This is a genomic window from Brevibacterium pigmentatum, assembly GCF_011617465.1.
GTDB classification, from domain to species: Bacteria; Actinomycetota; Actinomycetes; order Actinomycetales; family Brevibacteriaceae; genus Brevibacterium; species Brevibacterium pigmentatum.
In genome coordinates, this window is record NZ_CP050153.1 from 3,884,700 (window position 1) to 3,906,385 (window position 21,686).

Consider the following 21,686-nt stretch of genomic DNA (forward strand, 5'->3'; position numbering starts at 1 on the left):
CCGGATCAGGCCTTGCCGATGACCTCGAACTTGATCTTCGCGGTGATCTCGTCGCCGACGCGCACAACAGCGTTGTAGCTGCCGGGGGTCTTGACGTGACCGGTCAGAGCCACCTGACGGCGATCGAAGTCGCGTCCGGTCGCGGTCTGCAGGGCCTCGGCCACGAGGGCGGGGGTGACGGCGCCGAAGAGGCGACCGTTCTTGCCGGCCTTCATGTCGATGCGAGCCGTGGTCGACTCGAGTTCGCCCTTGACCTTGATGGCTTCGTCGTGATCGGCGATCTGCTTGGCCTTGCGGGCCTTGCGCAGAGCCTCGATGTGCTTCTCAGCGCCGGCGGACCAGGCGGAAGCCCAGCCACGAGGCAGAAGCAGGTTGCGTGCGTATCCGGCACGAACCTCGACGACGTCGCCGGCGGCACCGAGGCCGTCGACTTCCTGGTTCAGAATCACTTTGCGGTTAGGCATGTCTGTCTCCCTCCGATCAGCGAGCTGAGCTCGAGTAGGGCAGAAGTGCCATCTCGCGGGCGTTCTTGACGGCCTTTGCGATGACGCGCTGTTCCTGCACGGTCACACCGGTGACGCGACGTGCACGGATCTTGCCGCGGTCGGAAATGAACTTACGGAGCGTAGCGGTGTCCTTGTAGTGGATGTTCGCCGCTTCGCCCTTCTTGAGCGGATTAGCCTTCTTCTTGATAGGCTTCCGGATCTCTGGCTTTGCCATGAGTATCTCCTGTTGACGAATGTCTCGAAATGTCTTCAGACGTGGATCAGAACGGTGGTTCATCGGCGCCGGGGTTGCCCCAGCCGCCGCTGCCGCTCTGCGGGTTCGATGATGCCCACGGGTCATTGGCGGGTGCGTTGTTGCCGCCCTGGCTGTAACCGCCCTGGCGCTGTCCACCCTGCTGAGGGTTGTTGCCCCAACCGGAGGACTGCTGGTTGCCGAAGCCGCCCTGCTGGCCGCCTCCGCCCTGGCCTCCTCCACCGAAGCCGCCGCCACCGCCGAAGTTTCCTCCGCCGCTGGGGTTGTTCTTCGTCACCTGAGCGGTGGCGCGTCGCAGGCTGGGGCCGACTTCGTCGACGTCCAGCTCCATGACCGTGCGCTTCTCGCCTTCCTTGGTTTCGAAGGACCGGGACTTCAGTCGGCCCTGAACGATGACCCGCGTACCGCGCTGCAGAGATTCGGCGACGTTCTCTCCCATTTCACGCCATACCGAGCAGCGCAGGAACAGGGTCTCCCCGTCCTTGAACTCGTTGGCCTGACGGTCGAAGATACGCGGCGTCGAGGCCACGGTGAAGTTAGCGACTGCCGCACCGTTAGGTGTGAAGCGCAGTTCGGGATCGCTGGTGAGGTTCCCGACGACCGTGATGACTGTTTCGCCTGCCATTGAATCTCCTAGAAGCGAGGTAGCTTAGATGCCTTACTTGGCGTCCGGGCGGAGGATCTTCGTGCGCAGAACGGACTCGTTGAGTCCGAGCTGACGGTCGAGTTCCTTGGTCGTTGCAGGCTCGGCGTGGAAATCAACCACGACGTAGTAGCCTTCGGACTTCTTCTGGATCTCGTACGCGAAGCGACGACGTCCCCAGATGTCCACGTTGTCGACGGTGCCGTTCTCAGCCGGGACAACCTTGATCAGGTTGTTCACGGTGTCAGCCAGCGTCCGCTCTTCGAGGTCGTTATCAAGAATGAGCATGAGCTCGTACTTACGCATATGTCACCCACCTCCTCTGGTCTTTGCGGCCATGGTCGGTCCATGGCAGGAGGGTATATGCATGTCCGTCCCGAATCCGTGATGGTCACGAAATGGGAACAGACCTCACTAGTCTAATCGACCGGTGCGCTGGCTGTCATGTTCATCCGCGTGGTCTTCCTTACCTCGCCGAGGCGGCCCCGCCGTGGCCGTGGCACCGCGGATTCCGCGCCGGTAGAGGTTCTCACCGGACATGATGACGACGAGGACGAGGGCCAGCAGCCGCAGCAGGGTGAACAGGGCGACGAAAGTGGAGTCGAGCCCCTCGTCGGCTTCGAACCCGGACACATCACCGAGTTGGATGGCGATGGCGAAGACCGCCTCGGCCAGGGTCCAGACGATGAGCACCCACCAGCGGCGGATGGACAGGGCGATGAAGGGCAGCAGCCACAGACTGTCCCAAGGCATGAGGCCCGGTGCCAGAAGCAGGCAGCCGCCGATGAGCAGGCATGCGGAGACTGCCGGGTCGAGACCGGTGCTGCGGACCATGTAGAGGGAGACGGCGACGGCGAGGACGACCCCGGCGCTGACGATGATCCACAGCGGAGCCCAGACGGACACGTCCCCGAGTTCGGCCATGAGCAGGATCGAGGCGAAGGAGCCGGCGTCGACCGCATCGGAGTACCAGTGGATGATCCGGTCGATCGCGCTCAGGTCGACGACAAGCAGCACCGCCGAGGTGAGCGTGGCCGCGGCGAGCATCATCCGCGGATTGCGCGGCGTCAGTCCTCGAGCGGGGTTCGGCCCGGCCAGAGTCAGGGCCAGGAGCACGAGGAGGGCGAGCGGGTTGATGAACGTCGCGATGCCCAGGAGCACACCGGCCAGCCAAACGCGCGAGCGCAGCGGAGGCGTTCCGAAGAAGACGACCATCGCCCACACCGCCAGTGCGAGGGCGATCGGGTCGAGTGTCGAGCCGAGGGTGAAGAGGATGAGCGGGGAGGCGAAGACCGCAATCAGCCACCCCCGGAAGCGGGCGAGGACGAGGAGTCCGGCTCCGAGGGCCGCAATGCCTGCGGTGTTGAGCAGGAGTACGACGACCATGAACAGGGAGACGTCGGTGGCGAAGAGGTGGACCAGGTCGACCAGTCGGGCTTCCAAGGGGGCCAACGCGGCCGCTCCACCGTGTGCACGTCCGAGCACCTCGGGATTGGTGTCACCGAGGAAAGCCGTGGACAGGGGTCCAGCGCACATCCTCGCCGAGGCGGACGGCTGTTCGTATCCCGAGCTCAGGCACGGGCCCTGCAGAGCCAGAGCGAGGAAGGTGGTGATGCCGAGGACCGCAGCCAGCACAGAAGCTTGGGCGCTGCGGAATCGACGGCCGGCAGCACCGAGGTGAATGCCGACCGGACCGCCGAGCAGAGGCTCGGCGATCCGGGTGCTGGACTTCGAGGGCATGACTAGATGCTACTAGCCGTTCTCACCAGGCGACTTCGGTGGCTCGATGGGGAGACCGCCTTCCGTCCCATCACCAGGGGGATCTTCCTTCGGCGGATCGTCCTTTGGTGGGTCGTCCTTTGGTGGGTCGTCCTTTGGTGGGTCGTCCTTTGGTGGGTCGTCCTTCGAACCGTCTGCCGAGCCGTCGGAGTCCTTCGAACCTTCGTCGGAGCCGTCCTTCGAGCCTTCTTCCTTGCCCTTCTCGTCTCCGTCGGAATCCTTGTCCTTGTTCTCGTCGTCCTTGGGAGTCTCGATCGGAGCCTTGGGCTCCTCCTTCTCCTCGTCCCCATCGCTGCCGTCGTTGCTGCCCGACGGTGCTTTCGGCTCGGGCTTAGGAGCCGGGGCCGGGTTGGAGTTCTTCGGCTTCGGCTTCTCAGGCAGCTCGCCGCGCGCCGGGAACTGTTCCACCTTCTCACCCTGGAGAGCCGTCTGCATGTAGTCCGTCCATACCTGCACGGGGAACGAACCACCGGTGACTTCGCCGCGACCGCCGAAGGAGCCGATAGACACGGACTTGCCATCGACCTCGCGATAGAGCACCACCGAGGTGGCGAGGTTCGGTGTGTAACCGGAGAACCATGCGGCCTTGTTCTCGTTCGTCGTACCGGTCTTGCCGGCGGCAGGACGACCGAGGTTCTGGGCGTAGCTGCCCGAACCGCCCTGAACGACCTGGCTCAGGGCGTACGAGGTCTCGGCACCAACGGCCTTGTCGAAGACGCGCTTGCCCTTGGTTTCGGCCTTGTACACTTCCTCGTCCTCGGCACCCTTCGTGACCTTCTTGATCGAGTGGGTCTCGTGGTGGACGCCGTTCGCCGCGAACGTCGCGTAGGCCGATGCCATATCGATCGGCTTGACGCTGGGCGTTCCGAGCACATTCGAGGGGTTCGGGGTCAGTCCGATCGAGCAGCCTCCGGTGTCCCCGGCTTTCATCTCCTTATCGGTGCAGTTCTCGCTCAAGCCCGCACGTTCGGCGACGTCGACGGTCTTGTCCGGCCCGACCTGCACGTTGAGTGCCGCATAGGCGGTATTGATCGAGGACTGTGTCGCCTTGAGCAGACTGACGGGTCCGTAACTCGAGCCACCGAAGTTGTTGACCGTCCACGGCGTGCCGTCGTTGTTCAGCGTTGTCGGACTCGCTCCGGGATACGAATCGGTCAGACGCACGCCGTTCTCCAGACCGGCGACGAGCGCGAAGGGCTTGAACGTCGAACCGGCCTGCACATGACTCTGCGTCGATGCGTTGAACGCCTGATCGAGGTAGTTCTTGCCGCCGTAGAAGGCTTCGATTCCGCCGTCATCCGGGTCGATGGAGACGAGTCCGGCCTGCATGCCTTCCGGCTGATCCTGCGGGAGCGTCTTGATCGCCTTTTCCGCGGCCTTCATCCGATCCTTGTCGAATGTGGTGACGATGTTGTAGCCTCCGCGGTCGAGCTGAGCTTCGTCGATATCAAGCTTGCGCAGCGCTTCACGGCGGACGAAGTCCCACATGTAGCCCTTCTGACCCGACAGGGAGGACTCCTTGTTCTGCTTCCGCACCTCGGGCATCTCGACCTTCGCGGCCTGCTCCTCGGTGATGAAACCTTCGTCGACCATGTTCTCGACCACGTAGTTGAAGCGGTCTTCGTACATCTCTGGGTTGTCCGAGGGGTCGGCGGCACCTGGGCGCTGGATCATCGCGGCCAGCAGAGCGGACTCGCTGACGTCGAGTTCCGAGGCCGGCTTGTCGAAGTAGTTCTGAGCTGCCACTTCGACGCCGTAGGAGCGACGGCCGAGGTAGATGGTGTTGAGGTAGTTCGCGAGGATCTCGTCCTTCGACTGCTGCTGGTCGATCTTGAGCGAGATGAACATCTCCTTGATCTTGCGATCAAGCGAGTGCTCGTTCGTGAGGTAGAAGTTCTTCACGTACTGCTGGGTGATCGTGGAACCGCCGCCCGCGTACTGGTTCGTGGCCACGCCGACGACGGCGCGGGAGAGACCCTTGATCGAGATGCCGCGGTTCTCGTAGAACGAGGTGTCCTCGGCGGCGATCGCGGCCTTCTGCATGGGTTCGGAGATCTCGTCGATCTCAACGGACTTGCGATCTTCGACCTTGTACTGGCCGATCGGCGTCTTGCCGTCGCTGTAGTAGATCGTCGAGGTCTGACCGGTGGCCTCGAGGTTCGGCTCGGGGATGTCCGTTGCGGCATATCCGACGGCGAAAGCCACGCACAGGGCGATGACGAGGCTGAGCCCGCCGACGACGAGTACGCGGATGCTCGGCAGGAAGCGAGTCCATCCGCTCACACCCGCTCTGGGGTAGTTGAGCAGATTCTTCGTATTCCTGCCGATGTTCTTGGCTGTGTGTTGTCCCTTAGCCACCCAAGGTCCTCCAGGTCAGTCAGCCTGCCGCAATGCGTGGCGACGAGGTCCGAAAAAGGTCAAAGACGCCAATCAGTCTCGCACGCATTCATTAGTAGAGGATGAAAAAGTGCTGAGCCTGGCACCCTGCCGACACGCCAGGTTACCGAACAGCTCTCTGAGTAACCCCGTATTCGGCATCTCACCAGGCATTTTAATTCACTGCCGCAGAATCAACCATGACGAGTGCGTGTTTGCTCACATTCAAACGTGCGCCCGCAGATCAGTGCTCGGCGTCGCCAGCCAGGGCACCTCGACCATGCGCGCGTACCTTCTCGTTCAAGCGTGCCCGCACTTTTCCACAGGTGCCGCCAGCCGCGACTCTCGTTCAAGCGGCCCAGCGCTTCGCCGCAGGTATACGGGCTGAAAAGTGCTGGGCCGCTTGAACGAGGGCCGCCGCGCGCTCAGCTCTTGAGGTCGAAGTCCGTATCGGCGTACTCGTTGCCCTCGACGACGGGTTCGCCGCTGAACGGATGCAGCTGGTCTTCGCGGGCCCGCAGCTCGACGCGACGGATCTTGCCGGAGATCGTCTTCGGCAGCTCGGCGAACTCGAGGCGTCGGATGCGCTTGTACGGTGCCAGGTGCTCACGGCAGTAGGCGAGGATCGACCGTGCTGTATCGGCATCGGCAGCGAACTTACTCGACACGACGACATACGCCTTGGGCACAGCCAGTCGCACCGGATCCGGCGAGGGCACAACAGCCGCCTCGGCTACGGCCTCGTGTTCGATGAGCACGCTTTCGAGCTCGAAGGGGGAGAGTCGGTAGTCGCTGGCTTTGAACACATCGTCGGCGCGGCCGACATAGGTGATGTAGCCGTCCTCGTCGCGGGAAGCCACGTCGCCGGTGTGGTAGACACCGCCTTCGAAGGCCTCGGCGGTCTTCTCCGGATTGCTCCAGTACCCGGTGGTCAGACCGATGGGCCGAGGATCGAGGCGCAGGCAGATCTCACCCTCGTCGCCTTCCTCACCGGTCGCCGGGTCGATGAGCACGACATCGAAACCGGGCAGCGCCTTGCCCATCGAACCGTACTTGAGTTCCTGATCGGGCGAATTGCCGATCTGCAGGGTCGACTCGGTCTGGCCGAAGCCGTCGCGGATGAGCACGCCCCATTCGCTGTGCACGCGGTCGATGATCTCGGGGTTGAGCGGCTCACCGGCGCCGAGGGCCTTCGTCGGAGGATTCTTCAGATGGCTCAGGTCGGCCTGGATGAGCATGCGCCACACGGTCGGGGGCGCGCAGAAGCTCGTCACTCCCACTCGGTCCATGATCTCCATGAGGGCGTTGGCGTCGAAGCGCGAGTAGTTGTAGAGGAAGACGCAGGCCTCGGCGATCCACGGGGTGAAGATATTCGACCAGGCGTGCTTGGCCCACCCGGGCGAGGCGACGTTGAGGTGGACGTCGCCGGGTGTCAGCCCCATCCAGTACATCGTCGAGAGGTGACCGACGGGGTAGGAGACATGGGTGTGCGCGACCATCTTCGCCTTCGAAGTGGTGCCCGAGGTGAAGTAGAGCAGCATCAGGTCATCGGCGCGCGAAGTGCCCTGTGGGTCGAATTCGATGCTCTCATCATCGGCATCGGAGTAGCTGTAGTCCTGCTGGCGGGTGGGCTCCCCGCCGACGACGATGCGGACGACCTCGACATCGACGTCATCGAACTTCGCGGCATCCTCGGCGCCGGCGACGACGAACTCGGCCTGACCGCGCTCGGCACGGTCGGTGAGGTCGATGGGGCCCAGCTGTGTGGTGGCGGGCATGAGCACGGCACCGAGCTTGATCCCGGCGAGCATCGTCTCCCACAGCTCGACCTGGTTGTTGAGCATGACCATGACATGGTCGCCGCGCTTGATCCCGGCCCGGCGGAAGTGATTCGCCACCTGGTTCGACCGTGCGGAAAGCTCGGCGAAGCTCCACTTGCCCTCGGATCCATCCTGTTCGACGATCCACAGGGCCGGGTTGTCGTTGTTCTCGGCGATCTTGTCGAACCAGTCGAGTGCGAAGTTGAAGTGTGTGAGACGCGGCCATTCGAACTTTTCGCGGGCGGCGTCGTAGTCGCTGCGGAGCTCGATCAGCTTGTCTCGGGCCGCGCGGAAGTCCTCGGTCACTGTCATTGTGGTCTCCTCACTTATCGCCACCGTCACAGCCTGTGACGTCACGCACAAATCTAAACGATATTGAAGTTACCAGCACCGATCAGTCGGTGAGCAGGCGGGGGTCGGTCACTGACCGTGGGTCTCCCACCAGGATCGCAGTTCCGCCTCCGCACGTTCGGGCCCGAGCGGTCCGTGCTCCATCCGCAGTTCGAGCAGGTGCTTGTAAGCCCTGCCCACCAGCGGCGATGGTTCGATATCGAGGATCGCCATGATCTGCCGACCGTCGAGGTCCGGACGGATCGAATCGAGTTCCTCCTGCTTCGCCAGGGCCTCGATGCGCTCTTCCAGGTCGTCATAGGCGAACGCCAGCCGATCGGCCTTGCGCTTGTTGCGAGTGGTGACGTCCGCGCGGGTGAGGATGTGCAGGCGTGAGAGCAGCCGTCCTGCGTCCGTGACATAGCGGCGCACCGCAGAATCCGTCCACCCGGCATCGCCGTACCCGTAGAAGCGCAGGTGCAGTTCGACGAGGCGGCCGACCGCCTTCGTCGTGTCCTTGTCGAAGCGCAGCGCCTTCATCCGCTTGGCCGTGAGCTTTGCACCCACCGCATCGTGATGGTAGAAGGTCACGGCGCCTCCGGGCTGGAAGCGGCGAGTGGCGGGTTTGCCGACATCGTGCATGAGAGCCGCGAAACGGACGACGAAGTCCGGCACGCGCAGACGCTGCGGATCGTCGTCGGCCATCCCGGCTTCCTCTTGGACCGCTGCATACCGGCCCTCGAGTTCGACGGCCTGGCGCAGCACGGTCAGCGAATGCTGGTAGACGTCCTTGTGCCGATGATGCTCGTCGGTCTCGAGCTGCAGTCCGGACACCTCGGGCAGAACGTGTTCGGCGATGCCGGTGCGCACCAGCAGGTCGATTCCGGCGACCGGATCGATGCCGGTGATGAGCTTGACGAGTTCGACCTGGACGCGTTCGGCGGAGATGATGTCGATCCGATCGGCCATCGCCGTCATCGCCTCTTCCACCTCGGGCACGGGGTCGAGTCCGAGCTGAGAGGTGAACCGAGCCGCACGCATCATGCGCAGCGGATCATCGGAGAACGAGTCCGCGGCGGCACCGGGGGTGCGGATGCGACCGGCGATGAGGTCGTCGAATCCCTGATGGGGGTCGACGAAGGTCTTCGAGGGCAGACGGATCGCCATCGCCCCGATCGTGAAATCGCGGCGGACGAGGTCGGCGTCGAGGTCCGTGCCGAAGGCGACCACCGGTTTGCGCGAGTCCTCCTCGTAGGCTTCGGCGCGGTAGGTCGTGATCTCGATCTGCACACCGGACTTCACGGCCCCGATGGTGCCGAATTCGCGTCCGATGTCCCAGTGAGTGTCGACCCAGTCGGAGATCAGCCGAAGGATGTCGTCGGGGCGGGCATCGGTGGTGAAGTCGAGGTCGGGCATGGGGCGACCGAGCAGCGCATCACGGACGGAACCGCCGACGAGGGCGAGTTCGAAACCGGCTGAGGAGAACCTCTGACCCAGCGGGCCGAGGATGTGCTCGAGTTCGTCGAGCTTGTCGTGCAGTCGGTTGTGCGCGGTCTGCGGATCCACCGAGCTCCTTCGGTTCTTCAGATTTCTGCTCTTGCCCGTGGGAACTCGCCTCCCGCGTCCAGGCGCGAGTTCCGGTCCCCATAAGACTACCGGGAGCCGATGACACGAAACTTCCAAGCTTCGCCTACTAAGGTAGGAGAATGACCACACCGATGCCCAAGCCGGGACCCCGCACGTCCCGCCGCACCACAGTGGAGGAGATCTCCGCCGGTGGCATCGTTGTCGACTTCTCTCACCCGTTGCTGACCGTGGCCGTCATCGCGCGCATCAATCGCGCCGGCCGGATCGAATGGTGCCTTCCCAAGGGACATCTCGAGGGAACTGAGACCCCCGCCGAGGCGGCCCGCCGTGAGGTCGAAGAGGAGACCGGGATCGCGGGGCAGATCATCTGTCCCCTGGGAACCGTCGACTACTGGTTCACCGTGACCGGAATCCGGATCCACAAACTCGTCCACCATTTCCTGCTGCGTGCACAGTCGGGGACTCTGACCGTGGATAATGATCCTGACCAAGAAGCGATCGATGCGGCGTGGGTGCCCTTCAATGACCTGCGTTCGCGGCTGTCGTTCGCCAATGAGCGCCGAATCGTCGCCGCCGCCCGACCGATGGTGTCCCGACTGGAGCAGTGAAACCCATTCCGATCCGCCGTATGCGATTCCTCACCGCCCTGCTGAGCACACTCCTGCTGCTCGCAGGGTCAGTTTTCGCATATCCGCTGCTCACCGCCGCGCCGGCAGCCGCCAGCACCGATGCGAACAAGGACTCCGATGCCGATAAGGACGAAGTCTCGATCACCCTCGACGAGGTGACTCCCTGGATCGATGACAAAGGCACGCTGACCGTGCGGGGCACGATCTCGAACACGACGAAGAAAGCGGTCGAGAAGCCGAACCTGAGTCTGCAGATGTCGACCCGCAAGCTCGATTCCGAATCCCGCCTTGATTCCTGGAAGCAGGGACAGGCGCAGCACCGCACCGTCGCCGACCTCGAACATGATGGCACCGAGGCCAGAGAGAAGGCGAAGAAGGACAACGACGCCGATTCCGATGACGACTCGGGAAGCACCCTCGACACCTCGTTCGAGGACACCATCGATCCCGGCGCCACCGCGGAGTTCACCTTCCGTGTTCCCGCCGACGACCTCGAGCTGAGCAAGTCCTCACCCGTGAGTTCCTGGGGCCCGCGGGGGCTGGCGGTCCAGCTCGGCGACGAAACCGGTCTGCGGGCTTCTGCCCTCGGCTTCACCACGTGGTACCCGGACCCGGAGTTCGATCAGACGAAGATCAGCGTGCTCGCTCCCGTCACCCTGCCCGGCCATTCCGAGGGCGGACTCATCCCAGCCGACCGACTCAATGCCGCCATCGCCGAAGGCGGTTCGCTCGACACGATCGCGAAGCTCCTGAAACACAAGGAACTCGCGCTGGCGGTCGATCCGCGCGTCATCGCCTCCTTCGAAGCCGCGATCGCCGAACCTCCGGCCGCCGACGCGCCGGAGGAGGAGACCGAAGAACCCAGTGCGGGCAAAGGCGATGAGACCCAGTCGCCGCCGGTCGGGGCACCGGAGAACGATGACGCCGATTCCAGCGCCGCCGAGCTCGAAGCCCCAGAAGAACAGCGCAAACGCCTCGGCTCCTGGTATCAGGACTTCATGGAGGCGGCGCAGAAGCACACGATCGTCGCTCTGCCCTATGGAGATCCCGACCTCAGCGCTCTGCGCGGGACCAAGATCGACCGGCTCTCCACCTTCGCTCAGAAGCAGCGTGAGATCGTCAAAGACGTCTTCCCCGATGCCCGCACGGACATCGCTTGGCCGGTGGCCGGAAGTGCGACGAAGAACGGCCTGCGTGCCCTGAAGAAGTCCGGCAATTCCACCGCGATCATCAGCGATGCTCAGCAGCCCTCGATCACCGGCATCCACGATGATGCGCATTCGCAGACGACGATCACCGATGACGGGGAGTCGACGATCGACACCCTCGTCTCCGATTCGAAGCTCACGGATATGAGCGCCGAGGCGATCGCCGCGGACAACCCGGCCGGGGCACTGTCCGAGCTCGTCGCGGAATCTGCGGTGATCCAATCCGAGGCTCCCTACCGCACCCGGAGCCTGTTCGTTCCACTCCCGCGCGCGGCCGCCTCGGCGAATTGGGAGCAGACCGTCGACGATCTGAGCTCGGCACCGTGGATCGCCCCCACTGGGGTCGATGAGATCCTCGACTCCGGATCCGAGTCGCGCGGACTGCTGCGGACGGATTCCGACGCTCCGCACATCCGGAAGAGAGCCGTGAAATCCCTGGCCGAGACCCGGGCGAACCAAGAGGACTTCAACAGCGTGTTCAGCGACCGGGAGAGCGCCGATATCCGGCTCGACCGTGAACTGCTCACGTGCACCTCGGCGGCGTGGACGCTGGGCCGGAACGCGAACATCTGCGCCGGGCAGGCCCGTGAGCAGAGCGAGAAGCTCATGGACAGCCTCCGTCTGCGCAAGGGATCGTCCGTCCTCCTCGTCACCGGTGAGAAGACGACGATTCCGGTCACGATAGTCAATGATTCCCCCGCCGAGGCGACCCTGCGGATCCGGATGAAGCCGAACACTCCGCAGCTGCGGGCGCAGGAGACGGAGACCGTGAAGGTGCCCGCCGCGGAGACGATGCGTGTGGACGTGCCCGTCGAAGGACTCGCCAACGCCGATGTGCCGACGACGATCGAGATGGTCACCGCCGACGAGGTGGTCCTGCCCAAACACGAATCACTCATGGTGCGGGTCCGCGCCGATTGGGAGAACATCGGCACCGCTGTGATCGGATTGGGCTTGGCCGTAGTGTTCGTCATCGGCCTGATCAAGACCATTTCCCGCGGGCGCCCGAAGATCCCCGAACAGCAGCTGGCCGATGCCATGGCCCGCGCCAAGACCGACGACGACCCTGAAAAGAGGTAGAGCGTGTCCAGCTTCTCATCCCTGGCCCGGTCCTCGGCGATCATGACCGCCGGCACCATGACCTCTCGTGTGCTCGGCTTCGTCAAAGCCTCGATGCTGGCCACCGCGATCGGCGTCACCGCAGTTCAGGCCGATGCCTTCGACATTGCGAACAAGGTGCCGAACACGCTCTACATGCTGCTGGCAGGCGGCGTGGTCAATGCTGTGCTCGTCCCGCAGATCGTGCGTGCCTCCAAACGAGAGGACGCCGGTACCGACTTCACGAATCGGCTGCTGACGCTGTCTTTCCTGCTCCTCGCGGGCGTGAGCATCATCGCCACCGCCGCGGCTCCGCTGCTGGTCTGGCTCTACTCGTCGGGGTGGAGCGATGAGCAGATGGCGCTGGCCACCGCCTTCGCATTCTGGTGTCTGCCGCAGCTGTTCTTCTACGGTCTCTATACGCTGCTCGGCCAAGTGCTCAATGCGAAATCGTCGTTCGGCCCCTATATGTGGGCACCCGTGCTCAACAACGTCGTCGCGATCGCCGGTCTCGCCGCTTTCATCCTCATCTTCGGCACGAACAACGCCTCACCGCACGATCTCGACACCTGGAGCCCGGACAAGATCGCCCTCATCGCGGGCACGGCCACCCTCGGCGTCGCGGCACAGGCCCTCATCCTCATCTGGCCGCTCAAGCGGATCGGCTTCAAGTACAAGCCGACCTTCGGGTTCCGCGGGGTCGGTCTCGGCACGGCCGGAAAGGTCGCGTTCTGGACGTTCTCGGCCATGCTCATCGGTCAGATCGGGTTCCTTGTCATCTCCCGCGTCGCCTCGGGGGCGTCGATCCCCGGCGACGGAAACGCCTCGAACGCCGCATATACGACCGCCTACCTCGTCTTCATGCTCCCGCATTCCCTCATCGCGGTCTCTCTGGCCACGGCTCTGTTCACCTCCCTGGCCAAGGACGCAGCGAACAATGACACCGAGGCCGTCGTCGGCGACTTCTCGATGGGCGTGCGGATGGTCGGCTTCGTCAACTCCTTCGCCGCCGTGGCCTTCATCGTCCTCGCCACCCCCGTCGCAATGATCATCGCCGGTGAGGGACGGGAGCAGGCCACGGCCATCGGACTGGTCATCATCACGATGGTCTTCGGGCTCATTCCCTTCAGCGCGAACTACCTCGCGCAGCGAGTCTTCTACGCCTACGAGGACGCGAAGACTCCGTTCCTCATCCAGCTGCCGCAGATCATCTTCCAGTCCCTGGCGGTGCTCTCGGCGACGATCTTCCCCAAGTCGGTGACGGTGGCGATCATCGGCCTCGTCATGAGCCTCGGGTACCTCACAGCGATGATCATCTCGTTCGCGGTGCTGAAGAAGCGCCTCGGCGCCATCGATCTGCGGGAGATCCTCACTTCGCATCTCAAGTTCCTCCTCGCAGCGATCGTCGCCGGAGGGGCGGGGTTCGGCCTGCTCTACTTCTTCCCGGACTTCGCCTTGGCAGGACGGTGGCAGGCGTTCATCACCACGGCCATCGTCGGCACCGTGATGCTGCTGTTCTTCATCGGAGCTTGTTATTTGCTCAAAGTCAGAGAGTTGCATTCGATTATTGGCGTGGTAGCTGGAAAACTAAGGAAAACAGCCTGAGCCCTTTGAATCCCCACCGGAGGTGGTCGCCCTGATCGATATCGAACCCGGCATGGTGGTGGCCGGCCGTTATGTCGTATCGACCGTCGACCGCCGGTGGCTTCCCGAGAAACCCGAAGTCGGTGCCGTCTGCACCGGACTCGATGCCATCCTCGATGAACCCGTGCTCATCCTCGTCGCTGATGCCGATGGTTCCAACGATGTTCTCGAGGCCGCCCGTCGCGTATCGATTCTCGGCGACCCGCGCATCGCCCCGACGCTCGACGTCGGACATTCCAACGGGCTGGACTACATCGTCATCAAACGCATCGCGGTGACGCCGTTCAACCAGATCCTGCCGCGTTCGCCGCTGCCCGTCGATGCCGCGTGCGCACTCATCGGCGAGGTCGGCTCGGCGCTCGTCACCTCGGCCAGGCGGGGACTGTTCCACATGTTCCTGCGGCCGAGCGTTGTCGGTCTGACCTCGAAGGGTGCGGTGATCATCGCAGGCATCGGCATCGATGCGGCGCTGGCGCTGGACACCGGGCTCGTCGAGCAGAAGGACTACACGCCCACGAAGGCGTCACGGCGAGACGCTCTGGCTCTCGTCCAGCTCTTCTATACGGCTCTGACCGGGTTCTGGCCCGGCGAGGAGTCGTTCGACGGCATTCCTCCTGCGGAGAAGGAGAATGCCCGGATCGCCCGGGCCCAGGCTCTCAACCCCGAGGTCCCGGACAAGCTCGATGATTTCGTCAGCGGAATCATCACGGGCTCGGATCCCGGCCCGGGTTCGGTCGCCGAGGTGCTCGGCTACATCGACGACTGGGATCCCGAGCTGTTGCGCTATGTCAATCGAGCTCCGGTGGCGGAGAACGAGAACCTCTTCGATCAGTCGCCGCGCAGCTTCGACGAAGCCACCAGCCTGCCCGCACCTCGTTCGAAGACCATCGGGCCCGGTCCTGAGGGCGCGGCCAGCGCCAGCGAAGATCAGGTGCAGGCTGCCCTCGTGCGGATCGGCATCACCCGTCCGGGAACGCGGGGACTGGCTGCCGGAGTGGTCGGACACACCACCGGCCGGTACGCCGACCGGATGCAGATGCGCGAAGCTTCGAGCTTCCCGATCGCCAAGGAACAGCTCGACAGTGCCGCCCAGGACTGGGAGGAATGGCAGCCGGAGCAGACGTATTCGGAGTATTCGGAGTACGCAGAGCACGAATACGACGAGAACCTCACGAGCCCGATCATGAGCCGGGAAGACGATTCGGATCCCGATACTCAGGCACTCGAGATCGTGCCAGAGAACGATGACGAGGGTGATGAGAACGATACCCGGGTGATCATGGACGACGAGGATGAGGACGACGGGTCCTGGTTCCTCGGCGGTATGTTCGAAACCAACGAGCAGCAGCGGGAACATCAGCGACGCGAGTATGAACGCGAACGTCGGATCGCGAAGGCCAAGGAGGACGAGGCGCGCAGGCGTCTCGCCGCTTTCGAGGCGAGTTCGACCGCCCGTCAGCAGGAAGCCAATGCTGCCGCCCCGCCGAAGGAGATGCGTCGGCTGTCACCGGACTCCGTTGACGATCGCAGTGCTGCCGATGATCAGAACTCCGTAAATGAGCCCAGCACCGAGGCGGCCACGGGCTCCTCATCCATCCGTCCAGCCGAGCGCAAGGCCGGCAAACCGCGCCAGCAGCACAGCGATTCCACCGACGCAGCACAGGCTGCGTCTGCGAAGCACCGGAACAAGGCCGCCGGGGCAGCTGGTGCTGCCGTGGCCGGAGCCGCGGCGGCGGGAGCTGCAGCGGGCGCCGGCGTCGGGGCGAAAGCCCATGCCGACAAGTCCAGCGGTTCCACGTCCGGTACCTCCGAATCCGGTGCATCCAAGCCCGCGGGCTCGGCCGGTGGTGCAGGCAGCGGAGCGACGAAGACCGCCGCTGGGACGGGTGCGAATACCGCAACGGTTGGCGCCGCAGCCGCGGCCGGCAGCGGCGGCGCGGGCTCTGGCAGCAGCGCTGCCTCCGGCGGTTCCGGCAGCGGATCGGGAGGATCAGGTCCCGAGGAGCGTGACCCCGCGGCCACTCGGAAGCCCTTCCTGTGGCTGGTTCTCGGTCTCGCGGTCGTTGCGGCAATCGTGCTCGGCATCGTCATCATCGGATTCAACTCGGGAGAAGAGGAGCCCACCCCGGTCTCCGAAACCTCTGCGCCGAGCGAGCAGCCGACGAAGAAGGAAGAGAAGAAGACTCCGAAAGCCGATCCGCCGAAGATCGAAAACGTCGAATCTCTCGACCCCGAGGGCGATGGATCGGAACACGACAGTGAAGTCGAGAACGTCATTCCCAAGACCGAAGGGTCCTGGAACACCGACAGGTACAACTCAGCGAGCTTCGGCAATCTCAAATCAGGTGTCGGTCTGCTCTTCGAGTTCGAGGACGAGACCACCATCAGCAGGGTCAAGGTGGCGTCGGGGAACTCCGGAGGCAAGTTCGAGATCCGCGACGGAGACGACCCAGAGGACGCGAAGGTCATCGGCGAAGGCGTCTTCGATGCCGAAGGCGCTGTCACCGTGGAATTCGATGAGGAGGTCGAGACCGACAAGCTCATCCTCTGGATCACCGACCTGCCGCAGACCGACGGCGGCTTCAAGGCCACCATCAGCTCCGTCAAGTTCTCATGAACCAACGGATGGATCTCGCCCCTGTTGCAGGTGCGGAATAGTCCCCGGCACCGTACCGTTATAGATACGAACGTCATTCGGCGCGGCGCTCAACGGCCCGCCGAGCAGAGCAGAGAGAAGCAGGGACCTTTTCACATGACTGATACTCAACTGGTGATCATAGGATCGGGGCCGGCCGGTTACACCGCAGCCGTCTACGCAGCCCGCGCGAACCTCTCACCGGTCGTCATCGCCGGATCGGTGACCGCAGGCGGCGAACTGATGAACACCACCGATGTCGAGAACTTTCCCGGATTCCCCGCCGGTGTGCAGGGTCCGGAACTCATGGAGAGCATGCGTGAGCAGGCCGAGAAGTTCGGAGCCGAAGTCATCTACGACGACGTCGAGACCCTCAAGCTCAACCCGGGTGCTCACGAGATCGAGACAGCTCTGGGTGCGCGCTACACCGCAAAGGCGGTGATCCTTGCAACCGGTTCGGCATATCGCGAGCTCGGCCTCCCGAACGAAAAGAAGCTCTCCGGTCACGGAGTCAGCTGGTGCGCTACCTGTGACGGCTTCTTCTTCCGCGACCAGCACATCGCTGTCATCGGCGGTGGCGACTCAGCTCTCGAGGAGGCGACCTTCCTCACCCGTTTCGCATCCAAGGTCACTCTCGTTCACCGCCGGCAGGAGCTGCGTGCTTCGCAGGCCATGCAGGATCGTGCGAACGCCGATGAGAAGCTCGAGTTCCTTCTCGACTCCGAAGTCGCCGAAGTCCATGGTGAGGACTCGCTCACCGGTCTGACCATCAGGAACACCGTCACAGGGGAGACCTCTGAGCTTCCCGTGACCGGCATGTTCGTCGCCATCGGATCCGACCCGCGTACCAGCCTGTTCGCCGATCAGCTCGAGATGCGCGCCGACGGATATCTCAGCGTCGACGGCCGCACCTCGAAGACGTCCGTCGAAGGCGTCTTCGCTGCCGGCGACGTCATCGACTCCGTCTACCGTCAGGCGATCACTGCCGCGGGATCGGGATGTTCGGCAGCGCTCGACGCCGAACATTACCTCGGTGATCTCGAGGCGGCCTCCAAGCCGGCTGTGGCCGAAGCAGCTGCAGCCGAAGCTCCTGTCGCTTCCTGACCCCGAAGCGTCCGCTCGCACCTCTGCCTACCGAACAGATCAGCCCGAGCGGATCCGCAGGGGAATGAAAGCCCCAGTCCCACTGTTCTGCTAGAGACATTGGTTGTGAAGGAAGGTTACTCATGTCGACAGAAGTCACTGACGCAACGTTCGAAGAGAACGTACTGAAGTCCGACAAGCCCGTGCTCGTCGATTTCTGGGCTCCTTGGTGCGGCCCCTGCCGTATGGTCAGCCCGATCGTTGACCAGATCGCTGAAGAGCACGGAGACAAGCTCAACGTGGTCAAGGTCAACACCGACGAGAACCTTGAGACCGCGAGCACCTACGGAATCACGTCGATTCCGGCGCTCTACGTGTTCAAGGACGGCGAGGTCGCCAAGACGATCATCGGCGCACGTCCGAAGCCGGCCCTTGAGGATGAGCTCTCCGACTTCATCTGATCGAGTTCTAAGGCGCCTGTTGTAATATCAACAGGCGCCTTAGGCATTTCCGGGCGCCGCCCGACACTGACCCAAGAACCGCATCATCGAAGATTGGCAACGCATTGACGAACACGAACTTACCGCGCTACACGCGTGGCGACATTTCCGAGATGCTGCCTAATATCAAAACACAGATGGCCCGGTTGGGACTCCATGTCGGAGATGCCGAGACCGCGGATTTCGATCGAGCCTTTGAACTCGGAGTCAGGCAGTTCCAGCAGGACCGCGGGATCCTCTGCGACGGTGTACTGGGCCCTGAGACGTTTTCAGAGCTCGAGCAGGCTCGATATCAGCTCGGCGACCGAGTCCTCCGATTTGACCCCGTCAGGGTCCTTACGGGCGATGATGTCGTCAACCTCCAGACCAAGCTCGCGGGGCTGGGCTTCTATCCGGGCCGAATCGACGCAGAATACGCCGCCCTCACCGAGACGGCGGTCAAAGAGCTGCAGATGAGCCTCGGCACCAAAGTCGATGGCGTGACCGGTCCGCAGACTCTGCGCGGACTCGACGCGATCGACCGTAATCAGGACACCGGCAACCTCTTTGCTCTTCAGGAGCGCGCACGCGTAGCGGCTTCGGGAACTTCGCTCGTGGGCCGAACCTTCGTCATCGAGGCGGCAACTACAGTTGTAGATTTCCAGAATCTGCCGATGACCGATGAGCAGGCGGCTCTCGAGCGTCAGATCACTTCAGATATAGCAAGTCGACTTGTCGGTCGACTGGAAGCGATCGGAGCCGGGGCGCTCCTTCTGGAAGGGGATGCCGTCGAGGTCAATCGAGCAGACACGCTTGGGGCATCGGCGGTTGTTACCGTGACTGCGGATGTCAGCAAGTCCAAGGATGCCAATGGCATTGCCACCTTCTACTTCGGACACGAACGACAGTCGGATATGAATTCGCCGACGGGGCAGAAGCTCGCGGAGCTCATTCAAGGCGAGGTTGTCGCACGTACTGGAATGCTGGACTGCCGGACACACGCTCGCACCTGGTCCTCGCTCAAGAGACTGCGAACTCCCAAGGTTCATGTCGTCAGCGGTTACCTTACGAATCAAGACGACCTCGAGAACCTGCAGGATCCACACGTCCGCGATGCGATCGCGGATGGAATCGCAGCAGCCCTCCAGCGCCTCTACATCCTCGAGGACAAGGACCCACAGACCGGAACCCTCAGTCTCGACGCAATCAAGGCTCTGAACTAGTCCCCATACGATCAGAACTCAGTCTTCAGTGCCGTGCTCCCTACAAGGAGGGCGGCGCTTCGCATTCCTTATATCTGTCCCAACGCGGTCAGACACTCTCCGTACCCCTCAACGCATGACTGTTCTCTGAGAGAATAGCTTCACGAGCTGTCGCGCCGGGGCAATCACCCTCAGCGACCAGGGACGCCCAGTATGAGTGAGACCGCGGGGCGAGAGGTCAAGCACGCTAACGAACCGACTACACACGAGCCCCGGTTCCGCTTGCGCGCCTAGCGACTTCATCAGCAGCTCACCAGATTGTCACTATGGCCCACTGACTGTTTCGGTCAAAGAATTGTCCTGGACGACTTGGAACGATTACGCGAGGACTTCTCCCGCCGACTGCAGACGGCCCTCCAGACGGCGCTACAGTCGTTTCACGTGAAACAGCGGAGAAACCTGGGCCGAGGCGGCCTATCTCAATCAGTCATCACTCTTCAAGCCGCGTTCGGCTAAATCGCAAGAATCACGAGATCGCATTCTATCGTTTGACCAGATTTCGAATTGCAGCCCACGACTCGATGAACTAGGTGGAGTCAGATAGAAACGCCGTGTACGAGCTAAACCACTGAACCATCGAACCAACACCTAGTGATTATCTCTGTTTCACGTGAAACCTAGGAGTCTAAGACCGCATAGTACATTTCATAAACTGCCCATCAAGGCCCCATACAAGACTGAGCACGCATACGGTCTACCTAGATGAATCACAATCGCAACAATCGAACTGTACGCAGAAATGCCAACCAACTCCATTTCTGAAGACGAACTCGGAGAATTGGCAACACTAACAATGGTGCTTTCAAACTCAGAGGAACTGCTGCTACGTTATCAAGCCGACCCCACTGAGAGGCCTTACAGTCACGCTTTGACCGGAAATAGTGACGATAGTGGGTAGTTAAAGACAGCACCCACGTATGTTTCACGTGGAACGGATAGAGTTTCAGCTGCCACCGGTGAATCTATCAAGCTAGGGACACGCTGACAGGTGCGTGTAGGCCACTTCATCTCAACACCTTGCCAACCAATCTTCATCCTCGACCAACTCCCCAGGAGCTACTCGAGAGGCGTACTACTAGCGCGGCGAAAATCGTACACCGTATTCTCGCACAATCATGTTCCACGTGAAACGAGTCCATCTCGACGCAGAACAGCCATTGAATACCACTACATCGGCGGGGATTCCTTGTGCCCTTCGCTTCCCCTGCTCCATCAGGAATCAGATCTCTGCACATCCGACTCGTAGGTCTGCCGGCACTCGCTACTAAACAACCGAACCGAACTTATCAAGTACAACGCCTCCAATAGAGATTGCTCCGGCTCTAACCCGGCAACGACCGAACGCTGCATAGGACGTCACGATTCTCTTCAGTAAGAGGCGATTTGCGCTCCCACCCTGATAGTTCGTTTCACGTGAAACGATTCTAATCATCGATACATAACCCACACCGATAGAACGGAACCGGTTGAACCAAGCAGAAGAATGATTGTGACCTTGGTAAATGCCTGACTATTAGGTGGTGGAGAAGGCGGAGAGCTATGTGGGTTAGGAAGATTTAGGCCGAAATACTCCATTAGCCGTCTCGAGTCTGTCGTTCACATTGCAAGTATTTGTCCAACCAGTTGTCGAAATCTGAGGTCTGTTCCTCGGTGCGCCAACTGGTCACCATCGCCTACGTTTCATGTGAAACAAACGACACCATTCGATTCTTCCTGCCTCAACTCAGCAGAGGAGGCCTGCCTCAACTCAGCAGAGGAGGTGGGAAGGACGGTAGGAGCTCGCCGCCTCTGAGGCGCTCCGCGCAGAAAGAATAGTCCTCAGCCGATCGAGCAATGACTAGCACTAGAGCACAGGGATATATCAACAGAATCGCGTTCGCGGCGTTACCGTCCCTTCGACTGACTCGGACTACTCAGTGAATCCGCTCAGGCATTCCACTAATCGCACTAACAGAAACTCTCGAGCTCATACCCCATGAACAGGCTCATATCCCAGATAGTCGTCAGGATAGCGAAGGTGTTCGAGGCATATCCTGATCTGCGGACACGCTCGAGTTTCACGTGAAACGAACACTTGAGTGGAAGGTGGGACCAATACGAGCATAAGCAACAGCACAGCTCCGTCAGTGTCACAATCCATTGGAACTCTCGAGTACGTGAGAGCGGACCCGTTCCACGTGAAACATGATGACCAACGACAGAATCAATGAGGTGGCACCTCGCTATTGCAGTTCACAACCGGACAACTTGCCCCGGTCGACCACCGGTTTCACGTGAAACCACGCTGCAGTAGAATCAGCAGATCCAGTTAACCATGGATCCCTTCAAAATGTATCTAACGGGTACCCCTGGTA

General features: G+C 62.2%; 15 protein-coding genes. 7 read left to right on the forward strand and 8 right to left on the reverse strand.

The genetic code is table 11. The features are described 5' to 3' along the window. Positions 1 to 5 precede the first annotated feature (5 nt). The 8 genes from rplI to GUY30_RS17635 form a co-directional block, all read right to left on the reverse strand. Entirely contained in the window at positions 6 to 464 is a 459-nt protein-coding gene (gene rplI / locus GUY30_RS17600) for a 50S ribosomal protein L9 (RefSeq protein WP_167200488.1), read from the reverse strand. Between the two features lie 16 nt (positions 465 to 480). Then, positions 481 to 720, reverse strand: coding sequence for a 30S ribosomal protein S18 (gene rpsR / locus GUY30_RS17605; RefSeq protein WP_025779604.1), 240 nt, complete (start codon positions 718 to 720; stop codon positions 481 to 483). A gap of 46 nt (positions 721 to 766) precedes the next feature. Beyond that, positions 767 to 1,384, reverse strand: coding sequence for a single-stranded DNA-binding protein (locus GUY30_RS17610; protein ID WP_167200491.1), 618 nt, complete (start codon positions 1,382 to 1,384; stop codon positions 767 to 769). Between the two features lie 33 nt (positions 1,385 to 1,417). Then, positions 1,418 to 1,708, reverse strand: a complete 291-nt coding sequence (rpsF, locus tag GUY30_RS17615) for a 30S ribosomal protein S6 (protein ID WP_025779601.1) — start codon at positions 1,706 to 1,708, stop codon at positions 1,418 to 1,420. Positions 1,709 to 1,816: 108 nt separating this feature from the next. Beyond that, positions 1,817 to 3,142 carry a glycosyltransferase family protein gene (locus GUY30_RS17620; RefSeq protein WP_167200494.1) on the reverse strand — a complete coding sequence of 442 codons (1,326 nt, stop codon included), beginning with the start codon at positions 3,140 to 3,142 and terminating at the stop codon, positions 1,817 to 1,819. Between the two features lie 12 nt (positions 3,143 to 3,154). Further along, on the reverse strand, positions 3,155 to 5,539 hold the full coding sequence (locus tag GUY30_RS17625; RefSeq protein ID WP_228281522.1) for a transglycosylase domain-containing protein: 2,385 nt from the start codon (positions 5,537 to 5,539) through the stop codon (positions 3,155 to 3,157). A gap of 443 nt (positions 5,540 to 5,982) precedes the next feature. Further along, positions 5,983 to 7,689: an AMP-binding protein gene (locus GUY30_RS17630; protein ID WP_167200497.1), complete on the reverse strand. Its 1,707-nt coding sequence runs from the start codon at positions 7,687 to 7,689 to the stop codon at positions 5,983 to 5,985. A 108-nt stretch (positions 7,690 to 7,797) separates the two neighbouring features. Next, a complete protein-coding gene (locus GUY30_RS17635; RefSeq protein WP_167200501.1) occupies positions 7,798 to 9,273 on the reverse strand; it encodes a CCA tRNA nucleotidyltransferase in 1,476 nt (491 codons plus the stop codon). A 140-nt stretch (positions 9,274 to 9,413) separates the two neighbouring features. Between GUY30_RS17635 and GUY30_RS17640 the strand changes: the two genes are divergently transcribed. From GUY30_RS17640 to GUY30_RS17670, 7 genes are all read left to right on the forward strand, one after another. After that, positions 9,414 to 9,902, forward strand: a complete 489-nt coding sequence (locus GUY30_RS17640; RefSeq protein WP_025779589.1) for an NUDIX domain-containing protein — start codon at positions 9,414 to 9,416, stop codon at positions 9,900 to 9,902. Further along, the gene (locus GUY30_RS17645) at positions 9,899 to 12,211 is read left to right on the forward strand and encodes a DUF6049 family protein (protein WP_228281523.1); all 2,313 of its coding nucleotides are present in this window, start codon (positions 9,899 to 9,901) and stop codon (positions 12,209 to 12,211) included. Before GUY30_RS17640 ends, GUY30_RS17645 begins: the two co-directional genes overlap by 4 nt. 3 nt (positions 12,212 to 12,214) lie before the next feature. Continuing rightward, positions 12,215 to 13,834, forward strand: coding sequence for a murein biosynthesis integral membrane protein MurJ (gene murJ, locus GUY30_RS17650; RefSeq protein ID WP_167200504.1), 1,620 nt, complete (start codon positions 12,215 to 12,217; stop codon positions 13,832 to 13,834). A gap of 22 nt (positions 13,835 to 13,856) precedes the next feature. Next, complete coding sequence (locus GUY30_RS17655) at positions 13,857 to 16,490, forward strand: protein kinase family protein (protein WP_167200507.1); 2,634 nt, start codon at positions 13,857 to 13,859, stop codon at positions 16,488 to 16,490. A gap of 135 nt (positions 16,491 to 16,625) precedes the next feature. Further along, positions 16,626 to 17,612 (forward strand): thioredoxin-disulfide reductase, encoded by a 987-nt coding sequence (gene trxB, locus GUY30_RS17660; protein ID WP_167200510.1) that lies wholly within the window; start codon positions 16,626 to 16,628, stop codon positions 17,610 to 17,612. Positions 17,613 to 17,734: 122 nt separating this feature from the next. Next, complete coding sequence (trxA, locus tag GUY30_RS17665; RefSeq protein ID WP_039211718.1) at positions 17,735 to 18,052, forward strand: thioredoxin; 318 nt, start codon at positions 17,735 to 17,737, stop codon at positions 18,050 to 18,052. Positions 18,053 to 18,204: 152 nt separating this feature from the next. After that, a complete protein-coding gene (locus tag GUY30_RS17670) occupies positions 18,205 to 19,293 on the forward strand; it encodes an N-acetylmuramoyl-L-alanine amidase (protein WP_228281525.1) in 1,089 nt (362 codons plus the stop codon). Positions 19,294 to 21,686 lie beyond the last annotated feature (2,393 nt).

Excerpts from the sequence above, each read along its gene's own strand:
- rplI (WP_167200488.1), bottom strand. The coding sequence starts at position 464 with ATGCCTAACCGCAAAGTGATTCTGAACCAGGAAGTCGACGGCCTCGGT.
- rpsR (WP_025779604.1), bottom strand. The coding sequence starts at position 720 with ATGGCAAAGCCAGAGATCCGGAAGCCTATCAAGAAGAAGGCTAATCCG.
- GUY30_RS17610 (WP_167200491.1), bottom strand. The coding sequence starts at position 1,384 with ATGGCAGGCGAAACAGTCATCACGGTCGTCGGGAACCTCACCAGCGAT.
- rpsF (WP_025779601.1), bottom strand. The coding sequence starts at position 1,708 with ATGCGTAAGTACGAGCTCATGCTCATTCTTGATAACGACCTCGAAGAG.
- GUY30_RS17620 (WP_167200494.1), bottom strand. The coding sequence starts at position 3,142 with ATGCCCTCGAAGTCCAGCACCCGGATCGCCGAGCCTCTGCTCGGCGGT.
- GUY30_RS17630 (WP_167200497.1), bottom strand. The coding sequence starts at position 7,689 with ATGACAGTGACCGAGGACTTCCGCGCGGCCCGAGACAAGCTGATCGAG.
- GUY30_RS17640 (WP_025779589.1), top strand. The coding sequence starts at position 9,414 with ATGACCACACCGATGCCCAAGCCGGGACCCCGCACGTCCCGCCGCACC.
- trxB (WP_167200510.1), top strand. The coding sequence starts at position 16,626 with ATGACTGATACTCAACTGGTGATCATAGGATCGGGGCCGGCCGGTTAC.
- trxA (WP_039211718.1), top strand. The coding sequence starts at position 17,735 with ATGTCGACAGAAGTCACTGACGCAACGTTCGAAGAGAACGTACTGAAG.
- GUY30_RS17670 (WP_228281525.1), top strand. The coding sequence starts at position 18,205 with ATGCTGCCTAATATCAAAACACAGATGGCCCGGTTGGGACTCCATGTC.